The organism is Krasilnikovia sp. MM14-A1004 (assembly GCF_047159485.1).
In the GTDB taxonomy this organism is placed as follows: domain Bacteria; phylum Actinomycetota; class Actinomycetes; order Mycobacteriales; family Micromonosporaceae; genus Actinoplanes.
This window is the reverse complement of sequence record NZ_AP038773.1, coordinates 5,880,924-5,899,709: the sequence shown is the minus strand read 5'-3', so window position 1 is coordinate 5,899,709 and position 18,786 is coordinate 5,880,924. Positions and strand designations below refer to the sequence as shown.

Genomic DNA, 18,786 nt, shown 5'->3' with positions numbered 1-18,786 from the left:
TTTCGGAGGACATGAAGCGACCCCCGGGGGTCTCCGCGCTCGCGAGGAGCGTGGTCCGGTCGGACAAGGCCGGAACCCCGGGGGTCGGGTGGCTGTCTGTTATTCGGCCGGGACCGCTGCCACACGGTCTCGACAAGGGTTTTCTTTCTGCTGTCGAGGACAGCGGCCTAGCGGACAGCCACCTCACGAGTCCCGTAGCTATACAACGTCGGACCACCTCCTTTCGCGTGTACCGCCCACCGTAGTCAGGGTGCCGAAACCCGACAACGGTTTTTCCGTCGGCGGTGTCAGTCGAGCCAGCCGCGCAGCTTGGCGCGGCGCGACGCCGCCTCGGCGGCGGGCAGCTCCGCCAGGGTGTCGTCGCCGACCCGCTCCTGGCGGGCGTGGAGCACCCCGTACGGGAAGCCGTCCTCGCCCGCGGCCCGGGCGGCCCCGGCGAGCTCGCGCAGCAGCTCCCGGGCGACCACCGAGTCCTGGTGTGAGCCGAGGACGTCCTGCAGGTCGGTCAGCTTGTCGACCAGCTTCGCGCCGGTTTTGCCCGCGCCGGGGGCCAGCACCTCGACGGCGTACCGGGCCCGCTTGTATGCCTTGCGGGCGTCGTGCAGCTCGGCGTCGACCCCGTCCGCGTGGGCCTGGTCGAGCAGGCCGTCGGCCTTGTGCAGCGCCTTGCGGACCCGGCGCTTCGCGTCCCGTCCGGTGCCCACGGGCGCGTCGACCAGGGCGTCGAGGACGTCGAGCAGGCGCAGGTACCGTTCGCCGTCGAGCGCCTCGGTCAGCGCCGCCCGGCCGCGGGTCTCCGCGTCGTCCAGGTGCGCCCGGATCCGCTGGCCGACTCCGGCGAACTCCGGGCCGTCCCGATCGACCGTGGCCAGCAGCTTGTGCGACTGCACCTGGGCGTCGCGGACGGTGCCGAGCAGGTCGGCCAGCCATTTCAGCTCGTCGGTGACCGGTCCGGCGGTCTGCGGCGGAAACCAGGCCTTGAACGTACGCAGGGTGCTGCGCAACCGCCGGGTCGCGACCCGCATCTTGTGCACCGCCTCGGGCTCGCCCCGCCGCACCCCCGGGTCGTACGCCTCCAGTGCGTCCCGCTGGGCCCGCGCGTACGCCAGTACCGGGTCGGGCTGCCCGTCGCCGTCCGTGGCGGGGGCGGGCAGTTGGTCGCCGAGCGCGCGGGCCAGCTTCGAGGGGCCGTCGGCGGGAGTCGCGCCGGCTGCCAGCAGCGCCCGCTCCACCGCGGTGAGCACCTTCTTGCCGCCGTCGACCAGCTCGACCTCCAGCTCATGCCAGCTCTGCCGGCCGGCGTCGGTCTCGGCCGTGACCGTGTCCTCGGCGACCAGCGCCAGCGTGTGGCCGTCGTCGTCGCACAGCGGCGTCTCGCGCCGCAGGGTGCGCAGCCGGGCCACCGGGCGCAGGGCGCGGTCCCGCACGATCGCCCGCACCTGCGCCTTCAAGGGGCCGGGCACCTCGTCGGTGCCCGCGTCGAGCGGGAGCCGGTGTTCGGTGCGGGTCGCGCCGTCGCCGGGCGTCTTGAGATGCCAGCCGTCGTCCGAGCCGCCGGTACGCCGCCGCAGGGTGTGCCGGTGCCGGGCCAGCCGGAGATCCTCGGTGTCGAAGTAGGTAGCGTCGAGGTCGTGGGTCTCGGCGTCGCTCGCCCGGCTCACGCCGCCGACACCGCTCAGCGGCGGCAGCTCGAAGTCCGCGGGGACGTCGTACTTGCGCTCGGTTTCAGTGGCGCTCTCCATTCTGTCTATCTTGCCCGCCCCGGAGCGCCGGGCACAGGGTTCACAGGGTGCTCACAGGCCACACCCGGCGGCGCGGGCTCACACCGATGCGGCGGCGGCGGGCGCGGGCTCGGGTGGGTACGCGGCCGTGGCGCGCAAGTACAGGGCACGGGAGTAGTTCGCTGTCGCGGCGCCGTAGTACATCGTCGCCTGGGCGACGTTGAAGCTGGTGTCGGCGAGTGCCTTGCGGGCGCGTGCGGTGTTGTTCCAGCGGATCTCCGCGTCCGACTCGCCGATGCCGCGGCTGGAGCACAGCTGGCGGTTCAGTTCCTTGCCGGTCACGAACCTTTCGAGGGCCGTCTCGGCCTCCTGCATCATCGAGTGGGCCTTTTCGAGGAGCGACTCGGCCAGCGTCCAGGCGCCCTCTTCGTCGGCTTCAATGTTGGTGAACTCGAGCATGTGGCCCCTCCGAGGCGCAACCTCCTGGTTTGTCCGTACGTCCAGTGTCGGTGGAGGGTCGGGGGGTGTCGATCGTTTTCGCCCACACGGGTGGCCTGCCGCCGTCGGACGTGGACCGGGTGCCGTGGTGTGCTACCGCCGGGACACCTTCGTCACCGTGATCCGCGTGACCGGCAGGCCGAACCGGTGTTCCAGGCGCCTCGGCAGGTCCTGGTGCATCCACCGGGAGAGCCGGTCCGGCAGGGTCGACACGATGATCTCGTCGAACGTCCGGTGTGCGAGGACGTCCGCCACCGCCCGCATCGGATCCGGGTCGCCCACCTCGCCGCCGGCCGGTACACCGGCCGCTGCCATGCGGCTCAGCGACGCCTGCAGCCTGGCCTCGGCCAGCGCGTGTCCCTCCTCCGGCGGGGCGGGCAGCGTGATCGGCCCGCCCATGACCGGCATCGGGGGGATGAACCCCTGTACCAGGTGGTGCGCGGGCGTGGCGGGCACGACGAGGCGGAACTCGCTCGGCCCGGCGGCCGCCACCTCCCGGATGGCCTGGACGAGTTCGTCCCCGCCCAGGGTCTGATTCGCCACGACCAAGTACCGACGCATGGGTACCTCCTCCGGCGGGTCGATCAGTGCGGGACACTCCCGCTGCGGTGGGTGCGCAGGTCGAACAGCGCGTACGCCGCCACGAGTGCCAGGCAGGTCCCGGGCACCAGGTAGGCCGGGGCGGCTCCGTACGCGTCCATCACCCGGCCGTGCACGAGCGGCATGACCGCACCGCCGAGGATGGCCATCACGAGGCCGGCCGCGCCGAACTTGGTGTCCTCGCCGAGGCCCTGCAGCGCCACGCCGTAGATCGTGGGGAACATCAGCGAGAGGGACAGCGAGATCGCGACGACCGCGACGAGGCCGACCATCGTGGGCGACAGCACGGCGATCAGCGCGAGCACCACACCCAGCGCGCCCATCGCGAACAGCAGCAGGGTGGGCCGGAAGATGCCGAGCAGGTACGTCATGACGAAGCGGGCCACGAGGAACAGCAGGAGGCTGGCCTGCAGATACCACCCGGAGCGTGCGGTGGGGACGTGCACGACGTCCTGGGCGTACTGGATGGTGAAGGTCCAGGTGCAGACCTGCGCCGCGACGTTGAAGAACTGGGCGGCGACGCCGTACCGGTAGTGGCGGTTGTGCCAGAGCCGCCCGAGCGCGCCGCGCTGCACGTCGATCTCGAACTCCTCCCGCTCTGCCGGGATGTCCATCCGGCGGAACGCGATGACCAGCCAGATGACGAGCAGGACGCAGGCGATTCCGAGGTACGGGCCGAGCACCAGCGACAGGTCGCGTTCCTGGGCGTCGTGCAGTTGCCCGGCGGTCATCGTCGCCTTCGTGGACTCGGGCGTGATGTTCGGCAGGATGACCACCGCGCCCAGCAGGACGCCGATGTTCGCGCCCACCGGATTGAACGCCTGCGCGAAGTTGAGCCGCTGAGTGGCGCTGTCCTCCGGCCCCATCGCGATCACGAACGGGTTGGCCGAGGTCTCCAGGACCGACAGTCCGGCGGCGAGCACGAACAGGGCGAGCAGGAAGAGGCCGTACGCGAGCACCCGGCTGGCCGGGTAGAACATCATCCCGCCCACGGTCGCGAGCCCCAGCCCGGTCAGCACTCCGGTCTTGTATCCGAAGCGCCTGTTGATCAGGGCCGCGGGGATGGCCAGCGAGAAGTAGGCGCCGTAGTAGGCGAACTGGACCAGCGCCGACTGGAAGTTCGACATCGTGAAGATGTGCCGGAAGACGCCGACGAGTACGTCGGTGAGGTTCGCGGCCGATCCCCAGGCGGCGAAGCACGCAATGAGCAACACGAATGGAATGCCGAGTCCGGGGTACACCAGTCGTGGTCTGCTGCGGGCCTGTCGCTGCCGTGGCTGTGCCTCGACGACGAGGTCTCGTGGCATCGGAACCACCCCCTCGGTGTGACTCAGCCGTACCCGCCGCATTGAAATCTATGTATGATCGCGATATCCGAAACAAATAGTGCAAATACGGAAGAAAGCGAGCGTGTGGGGCATGTTCGTCGTCGTCGGAGAGGCGCTCGTCGACCTGGTCGGATCCCGGGGAGGCCGCACCTTCGCGGCGCACCCCGGCGGTAGCCCGGCGAACGTCGCGCTCGGTCTCGCCCGGCTCGGCGCACCGGTCACCCTCGTCACGCGGCTGGGCCGGGACACGTTCGGCGAACTGGTCGCCGAGCACCTGACCGCCAGCGGCGTGCAGGTCGACCGGGGCCCCGACGACGGGAGCCCCACCAGCCTGGCGATCGCGGGGCTGGCCGCCGGGGTCGCCTCGTACGAGTTCCGGATCGAGTGGGACCTCGCCGAGCTGCCCGCCCTGCCGATCGAGGCGCGCTGCCTGCACACCGGCTCGCTGGCCACGGTCCTGCCGCCGGGCCACCGGCGGGTGGCCGACCTCGTCGCGCGCGAGCACCGGCGGCAACAGGTGACCGTCTCCTACGACCCGAACGTCCGGCCCGCCCTGCTCGGCGCGGCCGCGACGGCACGTCCGGACATCGAACGCCTGGTCGCACTGTCCGACGTGGTCAAGGTCAGCGACGAGGACCTGCGGTGGCTCTACCCCGACCGCACGGACTCCGACATCGCCCGGGATTGGCTCGCCCTGGGACCGGCCCTGGTCGTGGTGACCCGCGGCAGGGCCGGAACGTACGGGCTGAGCCGGCACGCCGAGCTGCACCGCCCCGCCGTCGAGGTGGAGATGGTGGACACGGTCGGTGCCGGTGACTCGTTCACCGCCGGAATGCTCGACGCGCTGCAGCGGGCCGATCTGCTCGGTGGCGCCCGCCGGTCCGCCCTCGCCGCCATCGACGAGGCGACCCTCGGGGCGGTGCTGGACTGGGCCGCGCTGGCGGCCGCCATCACCTGCTCCCGGCCGGGTGCGGATCCACCCACCCGCGCCGAACTCGACGCCCGGTCCTGACCTGATCCTTACGAACCGCTCGCCGTTCGCTGACGGTGCCTGAGCAGGATTCTCAGCCATGAGACGAACCCTCGCCATCGCGCTGGCGGCCACGGTGCTGCTGGTCGGCGGCTGCGCCCGCCACCGTGCGCCGGCCGAACCGGCCACGAACGAGCAACCGGCTCCGGCGGCCGCGACCCGGCAACCGGCTCCGGCCGCTGCCACGTCACCCGCGACCGCGCGGGCGACGACCACCCGGGCGGCCGAGACCAGCCCGGACGCCCCGGACGTCGACGGCCTGCTGGACGAGGTCGACCGGCAGCTGAACAGCGACCAGCAGCCGGCCGAGGATCAGGACTGAGAGATGAGGACACCGATGAACCGCATCCCCCGTACCGTCGTGGTGGGCGCCGCAGCGCTCGCCGTCACCCTCGTCGCCGGGGCGCCCGCCCGCGCCGACGTCGCGGACAAGCCCCTCGACAAGGCCAAGACCGTGGTCACCGCCCGGATCGACAAGCGCCTCGCCGCGCTGCAGCGCTTCGACGCCACGCTGGGCAAGCACGGCAAGGTCCAGGCCGGGCACCGCGCCACGCTGGACAAGCTGATCGACGACCAGCGGGCCGGGCTCACCGCACTGCGCACCAAGGTCGCGGGGGAGAACACCGCGGCGGCCGTGAAGGCCGACGCGCAGAGCATGGTGAACGACTTCCGCGTCTTCATCCTGACCGGCCCGAAGGTCCGGCTCACCGCGGCGATCGACACCGAACTGGCCGTGGCCGCCAAGCTGGACGGCCGTTCGGGCGTCGACCAGGGCAAGGTCGACGAGGTGCAGCAGTCGCTGGCCGGCCAGGTCGACAAGCTGCTGGCCATCGCGCCCGGACCGGACGGTGACGCGATCCGCGGTCAGGTCCAGCCGATCCGCGAGGCGGCCCGCAGCGCCCGGACCACCCTGAAGTCACTGAAGAAGTAGCCCGTCCCGATCCATGGGCTGTGAGTGGAGGGCCCCGGCGCGCCGCCGGGGCCCCTCTGCGCCGCGTACCGTGCTCGGTTTCGAAGTCGCCGATCGCGACCCGCGATTCGAGTACGTTGGTCCGGACGTTGCGGTTCAGTCGCTCGACGAAAGGGCATGGCGCGCCATGCGGAAGCTGGTCTACGGCATGAACGTGTCCCTGGACGGCTTCATCGCCGCACCGGGCGACGACATCGGCTGGAGCGAGCCGAACGACGAGCTGTTCCAGTGGTGGCTCGACGAGGAGCGGGCCATCGGCCTGTTTCTGTACGGGCGCAAGCTGTGGGAGACCATGAGCTCCTACTGGCCGACCGGCGATCAACAGCCGGGCGCCACCCCGGCCCATGTCGAGTTCGCGCGGAACTGGCGGGACACGCCGAAGGTGGTGTTCTCGTCGACGGTCGACAAGGTGGATTGGAACACCCGCGTGGTCACGGGCGACGCGGTCGAGGAGATCACCCGGCTCAGGGCCGGGGACGGCGACCCGATGAGGGTCGGTGGCGCGACGCTCGCCCGCGCGGCTCTGCGGGCCGGGCTGGTCGACGAGTACGAGATCGTGACCCACCCGGTGCTGGTGGGCGGCGGCACACCGTTCTTCACCGCGCTGGACAGCTGGGTGAACCTGAACCTGGTGGAGACGCGGACGTTTCCCGGCGGCGTGCTGCTGGCCCGGTACGAGACGAGACGGTGAGCGCATCGAGGTGTCCTCACCAGAGCGGGGACACCTCACGGCGGCTGGGTTATTCCGTACGAAGGTCGTCGCACCAGTCCGAAAAACGGGCACGCATAGCGGCGAGCTCGTCAGCCGTCACGCCGTACATGTCGAAGTCGGCGTCGGTGATTCCGCGCAGCGATGCCAGCGCGTTGGCGAACACAGTCCTATCGAAACCGCCGTCTGTCGCAGCGGCAAGCTCAAGTAGCCGCTCGCGTGAGAAGCGACCACTCGTGATGGCCGCGTCCACGTCCAGAAAGTCCCGGGCCTCGGCGCGGCCGAACAGCGCGCCCATCTTGTTCGCCACGGCGTCGTCCGGATGAAGAACCGGGCCGATGCTCAACTGCACCGGCGGATGCGCCCGCCAGTCCGCACACAACTCGAGCTTGTCCGGTTCCTGATCGGGCAAGCTGTCCTGCGCAAGGAGCAGACGGGCGAATGTCTCGTTGCGGATCATGCCGTGTGCGCTGACGGCGTAGCCGCCGGCCAGGGCGAAGCCGTAGGTGCCGGCGGCGCTGAGAGCAATGTGGGCAATTTTCTCATGCCGTGGATCCACCGTCAGGCCGCCGAGTCGCGACGGCGCTCGGCCAGTTCAGGGAAGCGCTCCTCCCACATCTGCCGGACAGCAACCGGCAGCCACATCCGTGGCCAGAGGTGGGTGAGCGCGGCCCGGTCGAGGTACGTGTGCAGGTCTGTCGGGGAGGCGGCCTCGTTGATCACTGCCCGGTACATATCGGCGATCCGACCGGGCTGATCCAGCTCGTACCGGGAGCTGCCCGACCACTTGAGGTGGCGTGGCAGATTGACGACGCCCGATGTGGGACCAGCGAGGAGGTCCAGCCGGTCGGGCACGACAACCGGCTTCGCGTAACCACGCGGCGGTGGTGTCCGATCCGCGGTCATCGTGCCCCCTTTCGTCGCTGCTGACCCTACTCGCTGACCTTCCCCACGCCGATCGGGCAGGTCATCCCGTTCGGGCCGTGGTTGCAGTAGCCGCCCGGGTTCTTCGCGTCCGACAGGTACTGCTGGTGGTAGTCCTCGGCGTAGTAGTAGGTGCCCAGCGGGGCGATCTCGGTGGTGATCTCGCCGTGCCCGGCCGCGCGCACCACCGGCGCGAACGCCTCGCGCGACGCCTCGGCCGTACGTTTCTGGGCCTCGGTCGTGGTGTAGATCGCCGACCGGTACTGGGTGCCGACGTCGTTGCCCTGACGCATGCCCTGGGTCGGGTCGTGGTTCTCCCAGAACGCCTTGAGCAACTGCTCGTAGCTGACCTTCGCCGGGTCGTACACCACCTGGACGACCTCGGCGTGCCCGGTCATCCCCGAGCAGACCTCCTCGTACGTCGGGTTCGGGGTGGTCCCGCCCGCGTAGCCGACCGAGGTCGAGTGGACGCCGGGCAGGCGCCAGAAGATCCGCTCGGCGCCCCAGAAGCAGCCCATCCCGAAGACGACGGTCTCGTACCCGGTCGGCCACGGGCCCTTCAGCGGGGTGCCCAGCACGGTGTGCGTCGCGGCCACCGGCATCCCCAGCAAGCGGCCGGGCAGGGCCTGCTCGGGGGTGGGCAGCTCAGGCTTCTTGTTCCGCAGAAACACGGCGACTCCCTTCATCCGCAGTGCGTAACACCGGGTATCCCGCCATCCTTACCCGAGGGCCGTGGTGATGCGGGCCGCGTAGGAGGCGGCCTCGTCGTCGGAGGCGTACTTGTGGCGCGGCCAGAAGAAGCCGCGCAGGCCGTCGCCCTTCGTGCGCGGGACGACGTGCGCGTGCAGGTGCGGCACCGATTGGGACACCACGTTGTTCATCGCCACAAATGTGCCCTGCGATCCCAGCGCGTCAGGAACCGCCCGCGCCACACGCTGCACCTGCGCGAAGAATCCGGGCAGTAGTTCGGCGCTCAGCTCGCCGAGCTGGCCGACGTGCGGGCGCGGCACCACCAGCACGTGGCCCTTGAAGACCGGGCGGACATCCAGGAACGCCACCGCGTCGGGACCGTCGACCACCGTGAATGCCGGCACGGTCCCCGCCACGATTCCGCAGAACAGGCAGTCGGGCACGGCAGCAGACTAGCCTTGGCCGGCATGACGGGTAACGAGTACGGCTTCGACACTCTCGCCATCCACGCCGGCCAGGAGCCGGAGCCGCGGACCGGCGCGGTGGTGCCACCGATCTACCAGACCAGCACGTACGCGCAGGACGCCGTGGGGTCCCCGCGCCTCGGCTACGAATACAGCAGGTCCGGCAACCCCACCCGGGACGCGCTGCAGGAGTGCCTGGCCGCCATCGAGGGGGGCCGCCGCGGGCTGGCGTTCGCCAGCGGCCTCGCGGCCGAGGACACCCTTCTGCGTACGGTGTGCCGGCCCGGCGACCACGTGGTCATCCCGGACGACGCGTACGGCGGCACGTACCGGCTCTTCGCGAAGGTCGCGGAGAACTGGGGGCTGGACTGGACGGCCGTGTCGCTGGGCGACCCGGACGCCGTGCGGGCCGCGTTCCGCCCCGGCCACACGCGGCTGATCTGGGCGGAGACCCCGACCAATCCGCTGCTCGGCATCGCCGACGTCGCCGCCCTGGGCGCGCTCGCGCACGAGTACGACGCGCTGCTGGCGGTCGACAACACGTTCGCGTCGCCGTACCTGCAGCAGCCGCTGGGCCTGGGCGCGGACGTCGTGATCCACTCGACCACGAAGTACCTGGGCGGACACTCCGACGTGGTCGGTGGCGCGCTCATCACGTCCGACGAGGACCTGGGGGAGCAGCTCGCGTTCCACCAGAACGCGATGGGTGCGATCAACGGGCCGTTCGACGCGTGGCTGACGCTGCGCGGCATCAAGACCCTCGGCGTACGGATGGACCGGCACTGCGACAACGCCGAGCGCATCGTCGCGTACCTGCAGACCCACAAGGCTGTCGCGAGTGTCCTGTACCCGGGCCTGGAGTCGCACCCGGGGCACGAGACGGCCGCGAAGCAGATGCGCCGCTTCGGCGGGATGGTGTCGTTCCGGGCGGCGGGCGGTCCACAGCAGGCGATCGACATCTGCAACCGGACCAAACTGTTCGTGCTGGCCGAGTCACTGGGCGGAGTCGAGTCGCTGATCGAGCACCCGGGTCAGATGACACACCTGAGCGCCGCGGGCTCCCCGCTTGAAGTCCCCGCCGATCTCGTGCGACTGTCTGTCGGCATCGAGACCGTTGACGATCTGCTCGCCGATCTGGAGCAGGCGCTCGGCTAAGGGTCCTTTCCGGACGGAGACGGGTCATGGACAACGCAACGACGACCTGGGTGGGCGCGACGGCGAAGCAGATCGCCCGCGCGGTCCGGCGCGGTGACGTGTCGGCCACCCAGATCGTCGCCGACCACCTCGAACAGATCTCGGTCACCGACCCGTCGCTGGAGGCGTTCCGGACGGTACGGGCGGGCGAGGCGCTCGGCGAGGCGGAGAAGGTCGACGAGCAGGACGATCTGGCGAACCTGCCGTTGGCCGGCGTGCCCGTCGCGGTCAAGGAGAACACCCCCGTGGCCGGGCTGGCGACGTCGCAGGGCGCCGCGATCCGTTCCGCGGTGGCCGAGGAGGATCACGAAGTGGTCCGGCGGCTGCGCGGTGCGGGCGCCATCGTCGTGGGCACCACCCGCATGCCGGAGCTGGGTCTGTGGGGCACCACGGACGGCACCGACGGCGCGACCCGCAACCCGTGGGATCTGGACCGTACGCCGGGTGGCTCCTCCGGCGGCGCCGCGGCGGCCGTGGCGGCCGGGCTGGTGCCGATCGCGCACGGCACCGACGGCCTCGGCTCGGTCCGCATCCCGGCCGCGTGCTGCGGGCTGGTCGGGCTCAAGCCGGGCAGCGGCGTCGTCCCCCGCGAACTGGGCGTCGACGGCTGGTTCGGGCTGGTCGAGCACGGCCTGCTGGCCACCACGGTCGCGGACGCGGCGCTCGGGTTCAGCGTGCTGGCCGGGCGACAGCCCGCGAAGCTGGTCGAGCCGGGGCGGCTGCGGGTCGGGGTCTCGCTGCGCTCGCCGGTGCTCGGGGTCCGCCCCGACGCGCCGAACCGTGAGGCGGTGTCGGTGGCGGCCCGGCTGCTCGGCGGCGCGGGGCACGACACCGTGACCGCCGACCCGGTCTACCCGACCGCGCTGAACCTGGCCGGGCTGGCGACGTGGTTCGCGGCCGCGTACCGGGAGGCCGAGGGCGCCGCGGTGGACCTGCAGGCGCTGCAGCCGCGGACCAGGCGGCACGTGCGGCTGGGCCGCTGGGCCTGGCGCCGCGGGTACGTGCGGCAGGAGCAGCGGGACGGGTGGCGGGCCCGCTCGATCCGGTTCTTCGCGGAGCACCGGGTGGATCTCCTGCTCACCCCGGCGCTGGCCGGGCCGCCGCCCGCCGCGGAGGGGCACGCGGGCGCCCGCTGGGGCCGCAACGTGCTGACCAACCTGCGCTACGCCCCGTATGCGGCGCCGTGGAACGTCGCGGGCCTGCCCGCGATCGTCGTGCCGGTCGGGGTGCGCCCCGACGGGCTGCCGCTGGCCGTGCAGCTGGTCGGGCCGCCCGACTCCGAGCTGCTGCTGCTGGCGGTCGCGGGCCAGTTCGAGATGCGCAATCCCTGGCGGCGGCACGTCCTGGCGTGAGCTCGTGGTCGGACCGGCGGGAGCGGATCGGCGTGGCCGGTGGCAGGATGCGAGCCATGACGTGTGGCGGCATGGATCTGCTGGAACTCGCGGACATCGAGGCCGCGCGCACATTGCTCATGGGCGTGGTGCGCCGGACCCCGCTGGTCCGGTCCGGGCCGATCACCCGGATGATCGGGCAGCCCACCTGGCTCAAGTGCGAGCATCTGCAGCGCGCGGGCGCCTACAAGGTGCGCGGCGCGTACACCCGGATCGCGCGGATGCCGGAGGCAGAGCGCGGCCGCGGCGTGGTGGCCGCAAGCGCGGGTAACCACGCGCAGGGGGTCGCCCTGGCCGCGGGGCTGCTGGGCATCCGGGCCACGGTCTTCATGCCGGAGGGCGCGCCGCTGCCGAAGGTGTCGGCCACCAAGGGGTACGGCGCCGCGATCGAGTACGCGGGCACCAGCGTCGACGACGCCCTGGTCGCCGCCCGGGCGTTCGCCGAGGAGACCGGCGCGGTCTTCATCCACCCGTTCGACCACCCGGATGTGATCGCCGGGCAGGGCACGGTCGGCCTGGAGATCCTCGACCAGTGCCCGGAGGTGGGCACGATCGTGACCGCGATCGGCGGCGGGGGCCTCATCTCGGGGGTCGCGGTGGCGGTCAAGGCGCTGCGGCCCGACGTACGGATCGTCGGGGTGCAGGCCGCCGGGGCGGCCGCGTACCCGGCGTCGCTGGCCGCCGGTGCCCCCGTGAAGATCGACCGGTGCGCCACGATCGCGGACGGCATCGCGGTCCAGCGGCCGGGGGACCTGACGTTCGCACACGTCAGCAAGCTGGTCGACGACGTCGTCACGGTCAGCGACGAGGAGCTGTCCGCGGCGCTGCTGGTGCTCCTGGAGCGGCACAAGCAGGTGGTGGAGCCCGCCGGTGCCGCCGCGGTGGCCGCCCTGCTCAGCGGGAAGGTGGCGGCGGAGCCGCCGGTGGTGGCGGTGCTGTCCGGCGGCAACATCGACCCGATGCTGCTGCTGCGGGTGATCGAGCACGGCCTGGCGTCGGCGGGGCGGTTCCAGCGGCTGTCGGTGCGCACCCCCGACCAGCCGGGAGAGCTGGCCCGGCTGCTCGGCGAGATCGCGAAGACCCGCGCGAACATCGTCGACGTGCTGCATTCGCGGCAGAACCCACGCCTGGCCTTCGGCGAGGTCGAGGTGCAGCTGTCGGTGGAGACCCGCGGCCCGGACCACTCGGCGGCGCTGATCGCCGCGCTACGGGATGCCGGCTACGCCGTGGTGTTGGCCTCCGGCACCCCGTAGGTCGTCTGCGGCGTTCAGCCGCCGAACGGCTCGAACGTGACGATCGTCACCTTGATGTCGGATCCGCTCGGTGCGGTGTACGTGACGGTCTGCCCCGGCCCCGCCCCGAGGATGGCCTTGCCCAGCGCCGACTCCGGGCTGTACACGGTCAGATCGGTGGTCGCGGAGATCTCGCGGGAGCCCAGCAGGAACGTCTCCGTGTCGGTCTGGTCGTCGTCGAAGTAGATCGTGACGACCGTGCCGGGAGCGATCTTGTCCGCCGTCGGCGCCTCGCCGACCTGCGCCGTACGCAGCAACTCCTGCAGCTGGCGGATCCGGAACTCCTGCTTGCCCTGCTCCTCGCGGGCGGCGTGGTAGCCGCCGTTCTCCCGCAGGTCACCCTCCTCACGACGCGCGTTGATCTCCGCGGCGATCACGGGCCGACCGGCGATCAACGCGTCAAGTTCTGCCTGCAAGCGGTCGTGGGCGTCCTGGGAGAGCCAGGTCCGCGACGCTTCTGAACTGGACACAGACGATCTCCTTGAGGTGTGAGGCAAGGGAACTGAGCGAATCACCAAGCTTACCAGCGGTGTGCGTGCCGACCGGATTGTTGGATCTTGCCCGATTTGACCCCGCCTGCAACAGCGGGTCAGCCGGGCGGCTGACAGTGCAGAACCTCACCCACGTACGCCCGCGCCGTCGTGTCCACGGGCTCGGCGGCGCGGATCGTGGTGGCATCTGCGCTGGCCGCGACGGTTACGGTGCGCTGACCCACGGTGCTGCCGTCGTACGCACGGGCGCGCAGCGCGCAGCTGGCCGAGCCGCCGGGTGGTACCCGTACGGTGAACTCGATCGTGATCCGGGTGTCGGTGACGTCGCTCCAACGGACGATCTGGGCGTCGTAGTCCGGGTCGCCGTACTGGCGGTACAGCCGGACGGACAGCGCCACCGAGGCCGCGATCACCAGCACCGCCACGGCGATCGGCAGGACGCCGCGGCGCCGCCCGTCGCGCCGCCGCCCGTAGCGGCCCGGCGGGAACTCCGCAGCTGTGGCGTGCGTCTCGCTCACCGTGTTACGTCTCCTGCAACAGTTGTCAGTGGTATCGGCCAGAATGGCAACGTCAATCTTCGCAGCCGGTCGTTTGCCACACTGCTGAGGGCCTGCTGCGGGGCTGTACTGCTGTAGGGCTGTACTGCCGCGGGGTGGAGTGCGGCGGCCCGGTCGAGGGAGAAACCAGTGGCTGAGCAGTTGCGTCTGATGGCGGTGCACGCGCACCCCGACGACGAGTCCAGCAAGGGCGCCGCCACCATGGCGCGCTACGTCGACGAGGGTGTCGAGGTGCTGGTCGCCACGTGCACGGGCGGGGAGCGCGGCAGCGTGCTCAACCCGAAGATGGACCGTCCCGAGGTGTGGGCCGACATCGCGAACATCCGCCGCCGGGAGATGGACCGGGCCCGCGAGATCCTCGGGGTGCGCCAGTCGTGGCTCGGCTTCGTCGACTCGGGCCTGCCCGAGGGCGACCCGCTGCCCCCGCTGCCCGAGGGCTGCTTCGGGCTGATGGACCCGGTGGTGGCCGCCGAGCCGCTGATCAAGCTGATGCGCGAGTTCCGCCCGCACGTCGTGACCACCTACGACGAGAACGGCGGCTACCCGCACCCCGACCACATCATGTGCCACAAGATCACCGTGGAGGCGTTCGACCGCGCCGGTGACCCGGAGGTCCACCCCGAGCTGGGCGCGCCGTGGCAGCCGCTGAAGCTGTACTACGACTCCGGCTTCACCCGCGCCCGGATGCTGGCGCTGCACGAGGGCATGCTCGCGGCCGGCCTGGAGTCGCCGTACGGGGAATGGCTGGACCGGTGGCGTGACCGGGAGGACCGCGGCCCCCGGATCACCACCCGGGTCGAGTGCGGGGCGTATTTCCACGTCCGCGACGACGCGCTGCGGGCGCACGAGACCCAGGTCGATCCGGACGGCTTCTGGTTCCACGTCCCGATGGAGATGCAGCTGAAGGTGTGGCCGACGGAGGACTTCGAGCTGGTCCGGTCGCTGGTCGACAGCCCGGTGCCCGAGTCCGACCTGTTCGCGGGGGTCCGGGAGACGGTCGAGACCCACTGACCCGGTGGCGTACGGTTGAGCGGTGAACATCGTGGTGGCGGTCAACAACTTCGGCGACACCCGCTCCGGCGGGCTCGCAGGGCCGATGGGCCTGTTCATCATCGTGTTGATGATCGTCGCCACGGTCATTCTCATCCGTAACATGAACAAGCGCATCCGCCGCCTGCCCGGCGCCTTCGGCGACGCCGACGCGGCCGGCCGCGATGCCGAGATCGCCCGCCTCGACGCCGACCTGCGGATGCCCGCCGCCGACCCGGTCCGTCCCGGCGCGGACGGCGGCGAGCGCGGCGAGAAGCCCGACCGGCAGCCCCCCGCAGACGGCTCGTCCTGAGGGCCTGCACCCGGCTCGTGACCGGTCGCCGGGTCCGGTGTGTGTGGACTGTGTCAAGTGGATCCGATCGGCCGACCGGTCGATCTTGTCCGGTCTGAACATCGACAACGGTCCGTCGTCAACCCCTGTTGCGTTCATCGGGATTGGCTTAGCCTTCCGCCGGGGGCTTTTGTGTCCCTCGACCCTGCGCGGAAGGGGGCGCCGAATGCCGACCACTTTCCGCCAACGCCTTGATCCACTGCGGATGCACGTGCATCCGCGTGTTCCGGCGGGGAGTGACGCATGATCGCCTCGTCGGCGCCGGCCCGGGCCCTCCGGCCCGGCACGCCGGGCTCCGGTTCCCACGGATCCGGCCGGCCCCGCGCCGTACGCGTCTGGACCGCCGCCGTGGTCACGACCGCGCTGGTCGTCGCCGTGCTGGCCGCCCTGATCCCCGCCCACCGCCCACCCGGCGCCCCGTTCACGGCGGCCACCGGCACGCTGCTGGCGGTGGTGGCCGTGGCCGCGGGCCAGATCGCCCGGCTGCGCTTCCGGCTCGGCGGGGCGATCGTCAGCCTGTCCTGGGGCGAGGCCGCCATGGTCATCGGGTACGCGGTCGCCCCGGCCGGACGGCTGCCGGCGATCGTGTTCGCGGGCGCCGCCAGCGCCTGGGTCCTCATGTCCTGGCTCGACGACCACCGCCGGGGCATCGAGATACTGCACCTGGCCGGATCGCTCACGCTGGGCGCCGCCGCCGGGGCCGCCGTCACCACCGCGGTCGCCGGGTCGGCGGGCCTGCAGACCGCCCGCGCCCAGGCGGCCCTGGTCGCCGGGGCGGCCTGCTACCTGGCGGTCACGTTCGGCCTGGCCGTACTCACCCTGGCACTGCGCCGCGACGCGCCCGCCGGGCAACTCGTCACCCGTGCTCTGCACGCCAAGGCGCCCATGGCCGTCGGCAGCGTGGTTGTCGGCCTGGCCACCGTGTTCGTGCTGGCGCGGGCGCCGATCTGGCTGCTGTCCTTCGCGCCCGCGCTGTGGCTGCTGCAACGCACCTACCGCTACCACCTGCGCGCCGCGCAGGAACGGCGGATCTGGGAGGCGTTCGCCCGCGCCACCGCCGCGCTGCCCGGCGCCTCGGAGGTCGAGGTGGCCCACGCGGGCGTACGCGGTGCCCTCGACGTGTTCGACGCCCGGCGAGTGGAGATCGAGGTGCATCTGCCCGAGGGCGGCCACCGCCGGTACACCGGGGACGGTCCCGCCTCCGACGTGGTCACCGACGGGCTGCCCGGGCCGGTGATCACCCGGTCCATGGCGGTCGCCGGGATCCCGGTCGGCGAACTGACCGTGTGGCTGGCCGAGCCGACCCTGCCCGCGGGCCGCGACGAGCTGGCGGTCTCCGCGTACGGGGACGCGCTGGCCGGGGCGCTGCACGGCGCGGCGGGACGGGAGCGGCTGACCGCGCTGGAGGCCCGTGCCGCGTACGAGGCGGTGCGCGACCCGCTCACCGGGCTCACCAACCGGGCCGCGCTGCTGGCCGAGACGAACGCCCTGCTGCGTTCCGTGGAGCGGGACCGGCACGTCGCCCTGCTGCTGCTCGACCTCAACGACTTCCGCGAGGTCAACGCCACCCTGGGCTACCGGGCGGGCGACGACGTGCTGCGGGTGGTCGCCCAGCGGCTGCTCGACCTGGCCCGCGAGGACGACGTGGTGGCCCGCCTCGGCGACGACGAGTTCGCGGTGCTGCTGCCGACCGTGGCCGCACCGTCCGACTCGGCGACCCCGCTGCACGAGGCGCCGGCGCCGCTGTCACAGGCCCTGCGCCGTGCCCGCGAACTGGTCGAACAGCTCGCCACCCCGATGGAGGTCGGCGGGGTCCGGCTGGCGGTCGAAGGGGCGGTCGGGGTGGCGGTGGCCACGGCGGGCTCCGCCGACCTCGCCGAACTGCTGCGCCGGGCGGCCGTCGCCCTCAAGCAGGCCAAACAGCTGCGGGTCGGCGTCGCCACGTACGACAGTAGCCGCGACGCCAGCAGCACCGACCACCTCGCCCTGCTGGCCGAGCTGCGCGACGCCCTGACCGCCGACGACCAGATCGTGCTGGCCCTGCAGCCCGCCGTCGACCTGGCCAGCGGCGCGCCGGTCGGGGTGGAGGCACTGACCCGCTGGCGGCACCCCCGGCGTGGCCCGCTCACCCCGGCCGCGTTCATCGCCGCCGTCGAACACAGCGAACTGCTCGGGCCGTTCACCCGGTACGTCCTGGACCGGTCGCTGGCCGCCGCGGCCGGGTGGATCGCCGCGGACATCGACGTACCCGTGTCGGTCAACGTCTCCGCCCGCAGCCTGCTCGACCCCACCTTTCCGGGCCAGGTCGCGGACGCCCTGCGCCGCCACCTGGTGCCCGCCCGCCACCTGGTCCTGGAGATCACCGAGACCGTGGCGATCAGCGATCTGGAGATCGTCGACGAGGTGCTGGCCGCGCTGCGCGAGACAGGGGTGCAGTTGTCGGTCGACGACTTCGGCACTGGCTTCTCGTCGCTGGCGTTCCTCACCCGGGTGGCGATCGACGAACTCAAGGTGGACCGGTCGTTCGTGGACGACATGATCGACTCGCCGGCTGCGGAGGCGGTGGTCCGGGGCGCCGTCGAACTGGGCGGGCGGCTGCACGCCCGGGTCGTCGCCGAGGGGGTGGAGACCGCCGAGCAGCGGGCGGCGCTGCTGGCCCTGGGGTGCCTGTCCGCACAGGGCTACCACTTCTGCCAGCCGATGCCGCCGGACAAGATCGTCGGCACGCTGCACCGCCTCGGTGCGGCGGCCACCCAGGCGAAGGTCGTACCCCTGCGCGCCGACGACGCCTCCTGAACGGGCATGCGACGAGGGCCGCCCCCCGTGGGACGGCCCTCGCCGTGCGGTGCCCCGTCAGCCGACGGGCTGGTGCTCGCCTACCAGCGCGGCGGGCGACGACGGCACCACGATCTTGCGGGTACGCAGGCTGAAGGCGGTCACGCCGAGCACTGCCCCGAGCGCGACGAACAGCGCGCCAAGTCCGACAACCAGCCAGGTGACCTGCTCAGCCTGGTAGGCACTCATCAGGGAACCGCGCAGGGTCTCACCCATGAACGCGGTCTGCCGGGCCTGGCCGAGCTGCTCGTCCTTGCGACCGCCGGCGATCCACTCCTCGGAGACCTGGGAGTAGGTCTTGCCGCCGGTGGCCTTCGCGACGTGGGTGGCGATCAGGTCGGCGTACGCCTTGGCGTCGGTGCCCGTGGTGACGTGCTGACCGGCGTACTTCTTGAGGGCGTCGGGAAGCTGGGCCTTGTCCGCCGGGAAGGCGATCTCCTGAGCCTTCAGCTCATTCTTGATCATGCTCTGGCCGTGCACACCCTCGTACACCAGCACCGGGCCCGCCGCGACCATTCCGGCCCCGACCACAGCCATCAGCATGCTCGCGATCCTCCGCGACTTCGCCATTTCCCTCGCCCCTCTCGGTTCGTGCGCCCACCTGTCTCGTGTTGGCCTGACACCTGACAGTTCGGCCGGTGCCCTGGTGCGCGGAGATGCCGAACGCCACCTCCGGCCCGGGACGAAAGTCCCGCCCCGACCGGGCCGGTC

General features: G+C 71.8%; 21 protein-coding genes. 10 read left to right on the top strand and 11 right to left on the bottom strand.

Translation table 11 applies throughout. The features are described 5' to 3' along the window. Nucleotides 1-287: 287 nt before the first annotated feature. From ACMCNN_RS25380 to fucP, 4 genes are all read right to left on the bottom strand, one after another. Nucleotides 288-1,742 (bottom strand): CHAD domain-containing protein, encoded by a 1,455-nt coding sequence (locus ACMCNN_RS25380; protein WP_412743019.1) that lies wholly within the window; start codon nucleotides 1,740-1,742, stop codon nucleotides 288-290. 78 nt (nucleotides 1,743-1,820) lie between these two features. Further along, entirely contained in the window at nucleotides 1,821-2,180 is a 360-nt protein-coding gene (locus ACMCNN_RS25375; protein WP_412743018.1) for a hypothetical protein, read from the bottom strand. 132 nt (nucleotides 2,181-2,312) lie between these two features. After that, the gene (locus ACMCNN_RS25370) at nucleotides 2,313-2,780 is read right to left on the bottom strand and encodes a hypothetical protein (RefSeq protein WP_412743017.1); all 468 of its coding nucleotides are present in this window, start codon (nucleotides 2,778-2,780) and stop codon (nucleotides 2,313-2,315) included. A gap of 23 nt (nucleotides 2,781-2,803) precedes the next feature. Continuing rightward, nucleotides 2,804-4,033, bottom strand: coding sequence for an L-fucose:H+ symporter permease (gene fucP / locus ACMCNN_RS25365; RefSeq protein WP_412743016.1), 1,230 nt, complete (start codon nucleotides 4,031-4,033; stop codon nucleotides 2,804-2,806). A 205-nt stretch (nucleotides 4,034-4,238) separates the two neighbouring features. Here fucP and ACMCNN_RS25360 point away from each other — a divergent pair, with 205 nt between their 5' ends. The 4 genes from ACMCNN_RS25360 to ACMCNN_RS25345 all read left to right on the top strand — a co-directional run bounded on the left by ACMCNN_RS25360 (nucleotide 4,239) and on the right by ACMCNN_RS25345 (nucleotide 6,838). Beyond that, nucleotides 4,239-5,159 (top strand): carbohydrate kinase family protein, encoded by a 921-nt coding sequence (locus tag ACMCNN_RS25360; RefSeq protein WP_412743015.1) that lies wholly within the window; start codon nucleotides 4,239-4,241, stop codon nucleotides 5,157-5,159. Nucleotides 5,160-5,217: 58 nt separating this feature from the next. Beyond that, nucleotides 5,218-5,499, top strand: coding sequence for a hypothetical protein (locus tag ACMCNN_RS25355; RefSeq protein ID WP_412743014.1), 282 nt, complete (start codon nucleotides 5,218-5,220; stop codon nucleotides 5,497-5,499). A gap of 15 nt (nucleotides 5,500-5,514) precedes the next feature. Continuing rightward, nucleotides 5,515-6,108 (top strand): hypothetical protein, encoded by a 594-nt coding sequence (locus ACMCNN_RS25350; protein ID WP_412743013.1) that lies wholly within the window; start codon nucleotides 5,515-5,517, stop codon nucleotides 6,106-6,108. 166 nt (nucleotides 6,109-6,274) lie between these two features. Further along, nucleotides 6,275-6,838, top strand: coding sequence for a dihydrofolate reductase family protein (locus ACMCNN_RS25345; RefSeq protein WP_412743012.1), 564 nt, complete (start codon nucleotides 6,275-6,277; stop codon nucleotides 6,836-6,838). 49 nt (nucleotides 6,839-6,887) lie between these two features. Here ACMCNN_RS25345 and ACMCNN_RS25340 read toward each other — a convergent pair whose 3' ends face one another. From ACMCNN_RS25340 to ACMCNN_RS25325, 4 genes are read right to left on the bottom strand one after another with little or no spacing between them, the layout of a single operon-like run. Continuing rightward, nucleotides 6,888-7,415: a hypothetical protein gene (locus ACMCNN_RS25340; protein WP_412743011.1), complete on the bottom strand. Its 528-nt coding sequence runs from the start codon at nucleotides 7,413-7,415 to the stop codon at nucleotides 6,888-6,890. 2 nt (nucleotides 7,416-7,417) lie between these two features. Beyond that, entirely contained in the window at nucleotides 7,418-7,762 is a 345-nt protein-coding gene (locus ACMCNN_RS25335) for a hypothetical protein (protein WP_412743010.1), read from the bottom strand. A gap of 26 nt (nucleotides 7,763-7,788) precedes the next feature. Continuing rightward, nucleotides 7,789-8,451, bottom strand: a complete 663-nt coding sequence (gene msrA, locus ACMCNN_RS25330) for a peptide-methionine (S)-S-oxide reductase MsrA (protein WP_412743009.1) — start codon at nucleotides 8,449-8,451, stop codon at nucleotides 7,789-7,791. A 48-nt stretch (nucleotides 8,452-8,499) separates the two neighbouring features. Beyond that, nucleotides 8,500-8,913: an HIT family protein gene (locus ACMCNN_RS25325; protein WP_412743008.1), complete on the bottom strand. Its 414-nt coding sequence runs from the start codon at nucleotides 8,911-8,913 to the stop codon at nucleotides 8,500-8,502. 24 nt (nucleotides 8,914-8,937) lie between these two features. Between ACMCNN_RS25325 and ACMCNN_RS25320 the strand changes: the two genes are divergently transcribed. From ACMCNN_RS25320 to ilvA, 3 genes are read left to right on the top strand one after another with little or no spacing between them, the layout of a single operon-like run. After that, the gene (locus tag ACMCNN_RS25320) at nucleotides 8,938-10,089 is read left to right on the top strand and encodes a cystathionine gamma-synthase (protein WP_412743007.1); all 1,152 of its coding nucleotides are present in this window, start codon (nucleotides 8,938-8,940) and stop codon (nucleotides 10,087-10,089) included. Between the two features lie 26 nt (nucleotides 10,090-10,115). Further along, nucleotides 10,116-11,480, top strand: a complete 1,365-nt coding sequence (locus ACMCNN_RS25315; protein WP_412743006.1) for an amidase — start codon at nucleotides 10,116-10,118, stop codon at nucleotides 11,478-11,480. A gap of 56 nt (nucleotides 11,481-11,536) precedes the next feature. After that, nucleotides 11,537-12,772 (top strand): threonine ammonia-lyase, encoded by a 1,236-nt coding sequence (gene ilvA / locus ACMCNN_RS25310; RefSeq protein WP_412743005.1) that lies wholly within the window; start codon nucleotides 11,537-11,539, stop codon nucleotides 12,770-12,772. 14 nt (nucleotides 12,773-12,786) lie between these two features. On the opposite strand, the gene greA is transcribed toward ilvA, so the two are convergent. Next, on the bottom strand, nucleotides 12,787-13,281 hold the full coding sequence (gene greA / locus ACMCNN_RS25305) for a transcription elongation factor GreA (RefSeq protein ID WP_412743004.1): 495 nt from the start codon (nucleotides 13,279-13,281) through the stop codon (nucleotides 12,787-12,789). A 119-nt stretch (nucleotides 13,282-13,400) separates the two neighbouring features. Beyond that, complete coding sequence (locus tag ACMCNN_RS25300; protein WP_412743003.1) at nucleotides 13,401-13,820, bottom strand: DUF4307 domain-containing protein; 420 nt, start codon at nucleotides 13,818-13,820, stop codon at nucleotides 13,401-13,403. A 168-nt stretch (nucleotides 13,821-13,988) separates the two neighbouring features. Here ACMCNN_RS25300 and mca point away from each other — a divergent pair, with 168 nt between their 5' ends. From mca to ACMCNN_RS25285, 3 genes are all read left to right on the top strand, one after another. Next, complete coding sequence (gene mca / locus ACMCNN_RS25295) at nucleotides 13,989-14,870, top strand: mycothiol conjugate amidase Mca (RefSeq protein ID WP_412743002.1); 882 nt, start codon at nucleotides 13,989-13,991, stop codon at nucleotides 14,868-14,870. A gap of 85 nt (nucleotides 14,871-14,955) precedes the next feature. After that, on the top strand, nucleotides 14,956-15,201 hold the full coding sequence (locus ACMCNN_RS25290; RefSeq protein ID WP_412747262.1) for a hypothetical protein: 246 nt from the start codon (nucleotides 14,956-14,958) through the stop codon (nucleotides 15,199-15,201). Between the two features lie 282 nt (nucleotides 15,202-15,483). Continuing rightward, nucleotides 15,484-18,036 (top strand): putative bifunctional diguanylate cyclase/phosphodiesterase, encoded by a 2,553-nt coding sequence (locus tag ACMCNN_RS25285; RefSeq protein WP_412743001.1) that lies wholly within the window; start codon nucleotides 15,484-15,486, stop codon nucleotides 18,034-18,036. Between the two features lie 57 nt (nucleotides 18,037-18,093). On the opposite strand, the gene ACMCNN_RS25280 is transcribed toward ACMCNN_RS25285, so the two are convergent. Next, the gene (locus tag ACMCNN_RS25280) at nucleotides 18,094-18,618 is read right to left on the bottom strand and encodes a hypothetical protein (protein ID WP_412743000.1); all 525 of its coding nucleotides are present in this window, start codon (nucleotides 18,616-18,618) and stop codon (nucleotides 18,094-18,096) included. Nucleotides 18,619-18,786: the final 168 nt, after the last annotated feature.